This window comes from Vibrio alfacsensis, assembly GCF_019670485.1.
In the GTDB taxonomy this organism is placed as follows: Bacteria; Pseudomonadota; Gammaproteobacteria; order Enterobacterales; family Vibrionaceae; genus Vibrio; species Vibrio alfacsensis.
Genome location: NZ_AP024165.1, coordinates 127,244 through 137,602 on the forward strand (window position 1 = coordinate 127,244; position 10,359 = coordinate 137,602).

At 46.3% G+C, this 10,359-nt stretch carries 10 protein-coding genes; 5 read left to right on the forward strand and 5 right to left on the reverse strand.

Going from position 1 to position 10,359, the window contains the following annotated elements:
* Positions 1–114 precede the first annotated feature (114 nt).
* Positions 115–657 (forward strand): AAA family ATPase, encoded by a 543-nt coding sequence (locus VA249_RS00585; protein WP_221068472.1) that lies wholly within the window; start codon positions 115–117, stop codon positions 655–657.
* A 31-nt stretch (positions 658–688) separates the two neighbouring features.
* On the opposite strand, the gene VA249_RS00590 is transcribed toward VA249_RS00585, so the two are convergent.
* Entirely contained in the window at positions 689–1,330 is a 642-nt protein-coding gene (locus VA249_RS00590) for a DUF2959 domain-containing protein (protein WP_128812048.1), read from the reverse strand.
* Between the two features lie 35 nt (positions 1,331–1,365).
* Between VA249_RS00590 and VA249_RS00595 the strand changes: the two genes are divergently transcribed.
* The 3 genes from VA249_RS00595 to VA249_RS00605 all read left to right on the forward strand — a co-directional run bounded on the left by VA249_RS00595 (position 1,366) and on the right by VA249_RS00605 (position 3,741).
* Positions 1,366–2,310, forward strand: coding sequence for a virulence factor BrkB family protein (locus VA249_RS00595; protein ID WP_221068473.1), 945 nt, complete (start codon positions 1,366–1,368; stop codon positions 2,308–2,310).
* A complete protein-coding gene (gene dtd / locus VA249_RS00600; RefSeq protein WP_221068474.1) occupies positions 2,282–2,716 on the forward strand; it encodes a D-aminoacyl-tRNA deacylase in 435 nt (144 codons plus the stop codon). The genes VA249_RS00595 and dtd overlap by 29 nt, the downstream gene beginning before the upstream one ends.
* Before the next feature lie 107 nt (positions 2,717–2,823).
* Positions 2,824–3,741 carry a bifunctional GNAT family N-acetyltransferase/hotdog fold thioesterase gene (locus VA249_RS00605; protein WP_128812042.1) on the forward strand — a complete coding sequence of 306 codons (918 nt, stop codon included), beginning with the start codon at positions 2,824–2,826 and terminating at the stop codon, positions 3,739–3,741.
* Here VA249_RS00605 and VA249_RS00610 read toward each other — a convergent pair.
* From VA249_RS00610 to hslR, 4 genes are all read right to left on the reverse strand, one after another.
* Positions 3,727–5,745 (reverse strand): AsmA family protein, encoded by a 2,019-nt coding sequence (locus VA249_RS00610; protein WP_221068475.1) that lies wholly within the window; start codon positions 5,743–5,745, stop codon positions 3,727–3,729. The two genes, VA249_RS00605 and VA249_RS00610, sit on opposite strands and share 15 nt — an antisense overlap.
* A gap of 161 nt (positions 5,746–5,906) precedes the next feature.
* Positions 5,907–7,535, reverse strand: coding sequence for a phosphoenolpyruvate carboxykinase (ATP) (pckA, locus tag VA249_RS00615; RefSeq protein WP_221068476.1), 1,629 nt, complete (start codon positions 7,533–7,535; stop codon positions 5,907–5,909).
* A 336-nt stretch (positions 7,536–7,871) separates the two neighbouring features.
* The gene (gene hslO, locus VA249_RS00620; protein WP_128812036.1) at positions 7,872–8,747 is read right to left on the reverse strand and encodes an Hsp33 family molecular chaperone HslO; all 876 of its coding nucleotides are present in this window, start codon (positions 8,745–8,747) and stop codon (positions 7,872–7,874) included.
* 30 nt (positions 8,748–8,777) lie between these two features.
* Positions 8,778–9,164, reverse strand: a complete 387-nt coding sequence (gene hslR / locus VA249_RS00625) for a ribosome-associated heat shock protein Hsp15 (protein ID WP_128812034.1) — start codon at positions 9,162–9,164, stop codon at positions 8,778–8,780.
* Between the two features lie 253 nt (positions 9,165–9,417).
* Between hslR and gspC the strand changes: the two genes are divergently transcribed.
* A complete protein-coding gene (gene gspC, locus VA249_RS00630; RefSeq protein ID WP_221068477.1) occupies positions 9,418–10,338 on the forward strand; it encodes a type II secretion system protein GspC in 921 nt (306 codons plus the stop codon).
* Positions 10,339–10,359: the final 21 nt, after the last annotated feature.

The window sequence follows — 10,359 nt, forward strand, 5'->3', positions numbered from 1 at the left end:
TAGCTGATATAAGAAAACCCTAAGCCGTATTGCGACTTAGGGTTTTTTATTGCCTGTTGAGTGTCAAACCTAGCGTCGTACCTAGCGACGTCATTATTATTTTAAAGGGGATGTATGAAGCCCATTATCATTACCGGTGGTCCGGGAGCGGGGAAAACTACGCTCATTAAAGCGCTCGCCGATGTTGGTTACGCTACGTTTGAAGAGGCATCTCGTTACCTAATTACCGAACAAAGCCGTTTGCCTAATGGCGCTCTTCCTTGGACGAATCTGCCAGTATTCGCCCAACTATGTCTAGCGTTGATGGGAAAGCAAAAAACGGAGGCTTTAGAGCACTCGTTGGCTTTTGTTGACCGAGCAATTCCAGACATTGTGGCGTACCTTCAAGTGGGAGGCTGTCATGTGGGGCCTGAATTTATAGCGGGCAGTGCTGGGTATCACGACCAAGTGTTGGCCTGTAGACCAGAATCGTCTATCTACGTGCAAGATGAAGTACGCCCTCACAGCTTTGAAGAGGCGATGCAAATCCATCAAACGCTTGTCGAAACTTATGTTGAACTTGGTTATGACGTCGTTGAAGTACCATGGGGCACAATAAGAGAAAGGGTTGAATTTGTTCGAAGCGTCGTTGGCTTAGTCGATGAGGTCACAAATTAAAAGCTCCTCACGAGGAGGAGCTTCTAAAGGCTTACTTTTGATTCAACTGTTGCAGGAACTTATCTGACTCAGCGATCGCGGCATTCATTTGTTTGATTGCGTATTGGATGTCTTTCTCTAGGCTTGAGAATTCACCTTTTAGAGAGCCGATGGCGCTGGCGTTTAGGTTGTGCTTTAAGAATAGCGTATTGTCGCGCAGCGTATTCAGAACCGGTGTCATCTTGTCTTCGGCACGTTTCATTGCACTGAGCATGGTTTTGTAAGAGGCTTTGGTTTCACGCAACTTTTGCTCACTAGAACGACGCAGTTTAGCACTGGTGTATAGGTCGAGCTCGTCTTGCCATTCTGCAAAGAGTGCATCGGACACATCTTCAATAGCAGCGATACGGTCACGGACGTCCTGAGCGGCTTTTTCGCTGTCTTCGTATTTATCGTTTATGTTGTTGTAAACACTTTCCAATTCACCGCCATTAAAATTGGTTAACGCTGAAAGGGCTTCTAAAGCGCTGGTGAACTCTTCTTGCGCGTCTTGTTGCGATTCTTTGGCATCTTCAACTCGATCAACCATGATTTCGCGTTTGTGGTAGCCCACTTGTTCCATTGCGGAATAATAAGCCGACTGACATCCAGTCAAGGTGAAAATTGATAGTACAATTGCTAATAAATAAGGCATTCTTATGTCCTCGACGCTAATCTATGGGATGAACTATGAACCAGTTATCAGAGAGTTACAAGGTGAGATTAACAAGACTTGTACCAGGCGGTGTCGCGTTTTTTAAATATCTTCTCAAGCGAATGACGCACGATCGCGTCAACGTGAATGCCGGCTACCTCGCGTACATTACTTTGCTGTCCATTGTGCCGATGTTGACGGTTTTGCTCTCAATCTTGTCTAAGTTTCCGGTTTTTTCGAACGTTGGTGAAGTGCTGCAAGGTTATATCATTGACAATTTTGTCCCAGCTTCTGGAGACGCGGTAAGAACCGCGTTGCAAGAATTTGTCGCCAATACCGGTAAAATGACCGCCGTGGGTGGTGCGTTTTTGTTTGTTGCTGCTTTAATGTTGATTTCCAACATCGACAAAAATCTTAACTATATCTGGCGAGTGAAAGATAAGCGTCGCCCTGTGTTTTCATTCTCAATGTATTGGATGGTGTTAACGCTTGGGCCAATTATGGTCGGGGCGAGTATTGCGGCGACATCTTATGTGACGTCATTAAGACTTATCGAGAATGAAACCCTATCTGGGGCGTATGACTTATTCTTACGCTGGTTGCCATTACTGCTCTCATTTTTTGCATTTATGGGGCTGTATCTTTTGGTGCCAAATAAAAAAGTTTACCTCACTCATGCGGCATTAGGGGCTGCGGTGGCGGCGATCTTGTTTGAATTCAGTAAAAAGGGGTTTGCTTTTTACATTACGCAATTCCCATCTTATCAACTGATTTACGGCGCGCTAGCGGCGATCCCAATCTTGTTTGTTTGGGTGTATCTGTGCTGGCTTATCGTGTTGATTGGTGCGGAAGTCACGGCATCGTTAGGTGAGAGAGAGCACTGGAGTGATAACTTAGAAATGATACACTCGACGGCGGAATTTCAATTAACAGATGAAGGAAAAGAGAGTCGTGATAGCGCTAATTCAACGCGTCAGTGAAGCGGCCGTCCGAGTGGACGGTGAAGTGGTGGGTGAAATCGAACAAGGTCTACTTGTCCTACTTGGTGTAGAAAGGGACGATGATGAAGCAAAAGCAAAGCGTCTGATGGAGCGTGTGACCACTTACCGAGTATTTGAAGACGATGAGGGGAAAATGAACCTCAACGTAAAACAAGTGAACGGTCAGGTATTGGTGGTGTCTCAATTTACGCTACCCGCAGATACCAAAAAAGGCACGCGAGCAGGCTTTTCTCGCGGCGCACATCCGGCGGATGCCGAGCGTCTTTATGACTACTTTTCTGATTTGTGTGAGCAAGAACTGCCAACACAGCGAGGTCGTTTTGCTGCCGATATGAAAGTGTCACTCATTAACGACGGCCCAGTGACATTCTGGCTACAGGTCTAATCTGGTAACCTTAGCGATGTAGTCTAAGCTTTAAGCCCAAGTAAACCGAATTTGCTTGGGTATTGTATCTAAGACTTCTATTTGATTTGTACTTTCAAAGGATTGATATGTTCAAGCTCATCACACCAAAAACAGAAAATCAGCTCAAAAAGTACTATCAATTTCGTTGGCAATTGTTGCGAGAGCCTTGGCGTATGCCTGTGGGTTCCGAGCGAGATGAGTACGACGGGATGAGCCATCATCGTATGATCACCGACAGTCGTGGTCGCCCAATGGCGATTGGTCGCTTGTATATTACGCCTGATAACGACGGACAAATCCGTTATATGGCTGTGAAAAATAATCGTCGTACCAAGGGGATGGGCTCGCTGGTATTGGTCGCGCTAGAGTCGCTCGCTCGACAAGAGGGCGCGAAACGTCTGGTGTGTAATGCGCGTGAAGATGCGATCGCATTCTATGAAAAAAATGGCTTTGAGCGCCGTGGTGAATTAACCGATGAGCGAGGACCAGTGCGTCACCAACAAATGGTCAAGCCGCTCGATCCCATGGCTGATGTGCTGCGTCGACCAGATTGGTGTACGGAGCTACAGGAACGTTGGGAAGCGCAAATTCCCATTGCGGATAAGATGGGGATAAAAATCAATCAGTACACGGGCTACCAGTTTGAGTGCAGTGCTCAGCTTAATCCTAACTTGAATCCGCATAACACGATGTTTGCAGGCTCCGCGTTTACTCTTGCGACCTTAACCGGTTGGGGAATGACGTGGTTACTCATGAAAGAGCGTGGTTTGCATGGGGATATTGTGTTGGCAGATAGCTCGATTCGATATCGTCATCCTGTTGAGCAAAACCCGGTTGCGAGTACTTCTTTAGATGGTATCAGTGGGGATTTAGACCGCTTAGCATCAGGGCGAAAAGCTCGTATTGTTATTCATGTTGTGATTTACAGTGGCGATGTCCCAGCGGTGGATTTTGTGGGCACTTACATGTTGTTGCCTAACTACTCAAAATTACTGAGCTGTTGAGTCTGCCACCGTCTTGTCCTCATCTTCTTCCGTGACCACTTCGTTGAACTCTTCATGGTGTTCAATGTTTATGTCGCCAACTGGAGCAGCAGTAGGCGCCTCTGAGGGCTCCTTTTCTTTTTTTGCAGGTTCTGATTGAGTGACACATTCATTTAGCTCTACATCGCGGCTAAAGAGGTCTCCTTGGACTTTTCCACATAAATCCTTGAGCTGATAGACCACACCACTGAGTGGATCGTTTGCCATATCAAATCCGCCAGATATCGAGCCCGTTATCGCTTTGCCAGAGATAGTGATTGGTTGCATCGTTACTTCACCACGCTGAGCTTTCAACTGAATTGGGCTGATCGTGACGGTTTTTAAGGATTGGTCTGATTGCGATGTTAATGTGGTATCGCGCAAGTTCGCGGCGACCTTGCCAGATAAACTGTAAGAGAGCATGCTTCGATCACCGCCAAGCCCTTGTAAGTCGAGACTTAAATCAGAGAAGCCATTCAGGGCTAGTGCTGGTGGCAAATATGGACGAACTAATTGTAAAGGGAGACCGTCGGCATTTAGGTTTAGCCCCCATGGCTGGCTAGGGGCGCTAAGATCATATTGACCAAATCCCTCGATATAGCCTTGCTCAAGCGGCGCGAATAAGCGTGTTAATTGCCAGAAACCATTTTCGCTCTCCGTTGAGAGCGCGGCGTGGGATGACAATACTTGATCGTAGCTTGCGTTAACGACACTGGCATTGAGCTTGCCATTCCAGACTCCCCAGCGTCCATGAGAGTGTTTTACAGTGAGTTGATGACCGTCTAGGTTTAAGCCTGAAAGTTGCCAATAGGGCTGATGTGAAAGTTGGATGATCTGGCTGCGTTCAATCTCAAGCTGTTTAACATCGACTTGCTGGAGCTTCTCTGTAGCAGCCTGCCACCAATCATTCTTGTCTTCTGGCTGGATGGCCCACTTTAATCCACTGATGGTCGCAGTGTTAATTTTCCAGTGTTCTGGCTCCAAGTCTCCGGAGACTTGTACCGAACCTTGTTGCCAATCGAAGCTCAGCTCTTGTAGTTGAATAGAGTCAGGTTTTAGTTGAGCATTCAAGCGAGGTTCAATCGCCGTTTGATCTTGGAAACTGACGCTGTCAGCTTGTAGAGAAATCTGCGCGGTTGTCTCCCACAGAGATACGGGTAGAGTGGCATTTTCTACGGATAATTCTAAGTTCTGCCAGTGCCAGTTACCGTATTCAATCTCAGCATTGAGTAAGTCGACACTGTTTATGTGATGGATATGGACAGGCAGTTCTTGCCAAGGCTTAGCGAATAAGGATTGCAGTTGAGTGTTGTTGATATTCAGTTTATCGATGGTCACATTCACTAGCGACCAACCTTGCGGATATTGCTCCGCTTGACCTGAGACTTCACTCCCTCGCCAGTTAAAGGATGCCCCATAAAGCGTACTGTCTTGTGCTTTGTAGTCGACATCGATAAGCAGTTTATTTAATGCTTCACCGTTCCAATACAACTGCTCAGCGGAGAGTTGGATCTGACCATATGGCAGTGACTGTGATGGACTCGCCCAAGTTGGTTCTTGGATTTGCAAATTTAACCCATTGATACTGAATGACTCATCAGCATAGTCAATGTTCTTTAATGCCACTTGATGAAAGTACACATGACTAAGGTTTGGCAGTGTCGGTAGGCCGTGTTGCAAGCTCAGGCCGTCGATCAGCAAGCTATCGACAATCCATGTTCCATCGCGGCGGATGTCGGGGTTTAGCCACAGGTCTATTTGTTCAATGAAAGGGAGCTTTTCTTGTTTGGTCGCCACGCCATAGAGCGTGATATGGTACGGAAAATCATACTGAATATTGTCGGCTTGCAGAGGGAGATCGACAAGATTGGCAAATTGACTCCACACTTGGCGAGAATAAGAGGTGGTGAGCAGAGTCACAAAGGCGGCTGGAAGCGCGATCGCCAGTATGAGTATAAGAATTAGAATTCGACCTGCTGTTTTCATCCCTGCCAAAACCTGTATGTAATATGGAGTAAGTGAGTATCGACTTACTTTGATAGGCCTAAGCTTGTATCAATCTTGGTACGGATTCAATAAAAAGCCCCTCAAAAGAGGGGCTTGATGATCATTTTTGTGCTTGAGGCACTCATGATTTCATTGATGGTTTAATCGAGTTGAGGGCCCGCTTTCACTAGAGATTGACCTTCCGCGTTGTCAGTGTACTTATCAAAGTTGTTGATGAAGCGCTCTGCCAAATCTTTTGCTTTGCTTTCCCATTGTAGTGGGTCAACATAAGTGTCACGTGGGTCTAGGATGCTTGGATCCACACCTGGTAGCGATGTTGGCACCTCTAGATTGAAGATTGGAATGTGTTTGGTTTTCGCATCTTCAATTGAACCATCAAGGATCGCATCAATGATGCCGCGTGTATCTTGGATAGAAATACGCTTGCCACTGCCATTCCAGCCAGTGTTGACGAGGTAAGCTTCTGCGCCAGCCGCTTCCATACGTTTTACGAGCACTTCAGCGTACTTAGTTGGGTGAAGAGTTAGGAACGCCGCACCAAAACAAGCAGAGAACGTAGGTGTTGGCTCAGTGATGCCGCGCTCTGTACCAGCAAGTTTCGCTGTGAAACCAGATAGGAAGTGGTATTTGGTTTGTTCCGGTGTCAGCTTTGACACTGGAGGAAGCACACCAAATGCGTCAGCCGACAGGAAGATCACTTTGTTTGCGTGACCACCTTTCGATACCGGCTTCACGATGTTGTCGATGTGATGAAGTGGGTAAGATACGCGGGTGTTTTCTGTTTTAGAACCGTCATCAAAGTCGATCGAGCCATCGCCACGTACGGTGACGTTTTCGAGCAGAGCATCACGACGGATGGCGTTGTAGATGTCTGGCTCAGCCTCTTTTGATAGTTTGATGGTTTTCGCGTAACAGCCGCCTTCAAAGTTGAACACGCCATCGTCATCCCAGCCGTGCTCATCATCACCAATCAGTGCACGTTTAGGATCCGTTGATAGGGTAGTTTTACCGGTACCAGACAGACCAAAGAAGATCGCGACGTCGCCTTCCTCGCCCATGTTGGCACTACAGTGCATAGAGGCGATGTCTTTTAGCGGTAGGAAGTAGTTCATCATCGCGAACATGCCTTTTTTCATTTCGCCGCCGTACCAAGTACCGCCGATCAGTTGCATGCGCTCTGTTAGGTTGAAGACTGTGAAGTTTTCCGAGTTCAGATCATGCTCTTCCCACTTCTCGTTTGTGCATTTTGCACCGTTCATGACGACGAAATCAGGCTCAAATGCTGCCAACTCTTCTTCTGATGGTCGAATGAACATATTTTTTACGAAGTGCGCTTGCCACGCCACTTCGGTAATCACACGAATGCTCAGACGAGTGTCTGGATTCGCACCACAGTAACCGTCAATCACAAAAAGGCGCTTTCCTGATAGTTGATTAGTCACCAACGTTTTTAGGTCGTCCCATACTTCTTTGTTGATTGGTTTGTTGTCATTTTTTACCGCGTCAGATGTCCACCACATATGTTCTTCTGTGGTTGCGTCTTTTACGATGTATTTATCTTTTGGTGAGCGACCAGTAAAGATGCCAGTATCGACGGCAACTGCGCCGAGTTCTGTCACCACGCCACGTTCATAACCTTCTAGATCAGCACGTGTTTCTTCCTCGAACAGCATTTCGTAGCTTGGGTTACGAATAACCTCTTTGACGTTATGCAGTCCGTGCTTAGTTAGATCAAGTGTTGCAGCCTTAGTATGTTCCATAACGGTCATAGGTGCTCCTTATAAGGATTTTGTAGGGAATTTGTAAGAAATTTTTTATTTTTATCTGCTCACCATGCTAGCAACGGGCTGGGAATAAAACAGGGATATAGCTCAAAAAATACCCACTATTTAGGTGTGGTTTTAGGTGTCCCGTCACATATTGGTTTCAATAGTTTATCGTGCGCGCAAACCATTGCGCTAGGGCAAAGCGATTATTAATCTTTTAAAATTAAGAAGTTGTTTTATTACGGGCGAGGCCAGATGTAGCGGGGGTTGGATCACAAAAAGGCCAGCGTGAAGCTGGCCTTTTGATAGGTAAATTACATGCTTGATAAGCTATGAAAATTAATGCAGGGTTTTATTGTTTGGTTCTGCTTCAGAATAGAGTTCGGTAATGGCTGGTTCGTCAAACGCGTATGACGTGCCACAGTAATCACAATGTAAAGAAACCGATCCTTCTTCCGCTAAAATGTCATAAACTTCAGCTTTGTCTAACGTGATAATGGCCGCGCCGCTACGTTCACGAGAACAACCACAGTGGAATTCAACCGGTTGTGGTTCGTATAGGCGAACAGTATCTTGGTTGTATAGACGGTATAAAAGCTCGTTTGCTTCAAGCGTAAATAACTCTTCGTCTTTTACTGTGTTTGTTAGTTGCTCTAGGTGCTCAAAGTCTTCAGGTGTACCTGTGCCATCTGGCATGATTTGGATCATCATACCTGCCGCATGTGCTTTGCCATCAAGCTCGCCAGTGCGGATCCAAATACGAGTTTTTAGCTGTTCTGAGTTCGCGAAGTAACCCTCGATAACGTCAGCCAGCGTGTCACCCTCTAAGCCAACCACACCTTGGTAGCGTTCACCTTTCTTCGGCTCGATAGTGATCACTAGGTAACCTTTACCCATCATATCGTGCAGGCTTGCGTCGTCTGCAATATCGCCTTCCCAACGTGCAACACCGCGGATCTTTTGATCATGGTCGCCATTGATAACTGCAAGAGAAACTGGGCCATCCCCCTGAAGTTGGATAGTGATTGAGCCTTCGAACTTCAAAGTTGCCGTTAAAAGTGTGGTTGAAACGAGTAGCTCACCCAACAGTTTTTGTAGTGCTGCCGGATATTCCTTGCTGGAGATAATACGTTGGTACGCTTCATCCAATTGTACCAACTCGCCACGTACAGAAAGATCTTCGAATAGGTAGCGGTTTAAAACATTATTTGCCATGGAGTGCTTTCCTCGTCGGTAATTCCGGCTTTATTGGTGTTTGAACTTAATGATGTCTCGGCGCTGCTTTTTATCTGGGCGGCGTTCCGGACTAGGATTGTGGGCGTTGAGTTTGCGTTGCATCGCTTGCTCTTCACGTAGACTGATACTTGATTCAGTTTCGCGGTATAGCGTTTGTGCGATGGGAGCACCCATACGGCGGTCAGAAATTTTCTCGATAACCACCGTCTTTTCTTCGTTACCTTGACGAAGACGGATCTCTGCGCCGAGCTCAACGATTTTGCTAGGTTTGCTTCGTTGGCCATTATAGTGGACTTTACCACCGTCGACCATATTACGGGCAATGGAGCGGGTCTTATAGAATCGGGCGGCCCAAAGCCATTTATCTAGCCTTACGGCTTCATTTTCGGAACTCATAGGACTCAGTGCTATCTAATCACGACACGAATAGTGTAGTGACTGGTGGATTATTCACCTACAGATGGTGCCAAGGTGTTTTTTTTTCAAGGGAGTTGGCAAAAACTACATAAGAAAAAAGGTACAAAAGGCAAGTTATGATATAATTTTCCGCTATTTGTTGAGTAGTAAATTTATTGCAATTTTAGCAACGTAGAGTCGATTTCCGCGTATAAAACAGGACGGCTGACGTTAGAATAAAGGAATTCGTTCAGTGAAGCGTTTAGAGCTAAGTGCAGGATTATCAAGTCGCTCGCTACTGACTCATATCAAGTCCAACAATCATGCCATTCAAGCCAAACTCAGCTTGCTACTGACTTGTCTTTTTATTGCACTAACGGCTTGGGTGCTCGGAAAATTGGTGTGGCTATCCGTCCCTCAAAGCACCGATGTCGTTCAATGGCGTCCATCGGCGAGCCGCGTCGAATCAAACACCGCAAAAGACACGATCGACTTTAATGCACTGCAAAATGCGCATTTGTTTGGTCAATACACTGAGCAAAAGCCAGTGATTGTTGAGCAACCGGTCGTCCAAGATGCACCAAAAACACGCCTTAATTTAACTTTAGTCGGTGCCGTTGCGAGTAGCAATGTGAAAACCAGCCTTGCGGTGATCGCAAACCGTGGTAAACAAGCGACCTATGGTATTGGTGAAGAAATTGAAGGCACTCGCGCAACATTGAAAGCGGTTTTGGTGGATCGAGTCATTATCGATAACCAAGGTCGAGATGAAACCTTGATGCTGCAAGGTATTGAGTACAAAAAATTGTCAGAAAGCCCACAAGCTGCACGTCCAGTTGCGAAACCAAGCAACAATGCCGCTGTTGGCGATAAATTAGAGCAAATCCGTGAAGAAATTGCTCAAGACCCACAAAGCGTATTTAAGTACATCAATATTTCTCCAGTGAAAAAAGACGGGGGAATTGCAGGCTACCGTGTCTCTCCGGGACGTGATGCATCATTGTTTAATGATGTCGGTCTAAAGGCGGGCGATATTGCGGTGCAACTTAATGGGATCGATTTAAGTGACCCATCTTCTTCAGTACAACTGATGCAAGTGATGAACGATCCACAAGAACTTAATCTGACTGTTGAGCGCGATGGCCAACAGTACGATATCTATATCCAATTGTAAGACTTAGGCGAACGGCGTAAG

What these genes read in the sequence shown, in the direction of transcription:
- VA249_RS00585 (WP_221068472.1), top strand. Translation starts at nt 115, where the DNA reads ATGAAGCCCATTATCATTACCGGTGGTCCGGGAGCGGGGAAAACTACG.
- VA249_RS00590 (WP_128812048.1), bottom strand. Translation starts at nt 1,330, where the DNA reads ATGCCTTATTTATTAGCAATTGTACTATCAATTTTCACCTTGACTGGA.
- VA249_RS00595 (WP_221068473.1), top strand. Translation starts at nt 1,366, where the DNA reads ATGAACCAGTTATCAGAGAGTTACAAGGTGAGATTAACAAGACTTGTA.
- VA249_RS00605 (WP_128812042.1), top strand. Translation starts at nt 2,824, where the DNA reads ATGTTCAAGCTCATCACACCAAAAACAGAAAATCAGCTCAAAAAGTAC.
- VA249_RS00610 (WP_221068475.1), bottom strand. Translation starts at nt 5,745, where the DNA reads ATGAAAACAGCAGGTCGAATTCTAATTCTTATACTCATACTGGCGATC.
- pckA (WP_221068476.1), bottom strand. Translation starts at nt 7,535, where the DNA reads ATGACCGTTATGGAACATACTAAGGCTGCAACACTTGATCTAACTAAG.
- hslO (WP_128812036.1), bottom strand. Translation starts at nt 8,747, where the DNA reads ATGGCAAATAATGTTTTAAACCGCTACCTATTCGAAGATCTTTCTGTA.
- hslR (WP_128812034.1), bottom strand. Translation starts at nt 9,164, where the DNA reads ATGAGTTCCGAAAATGAAGCCGTAAGGCTAGATAAATGGCTTTGGGCC.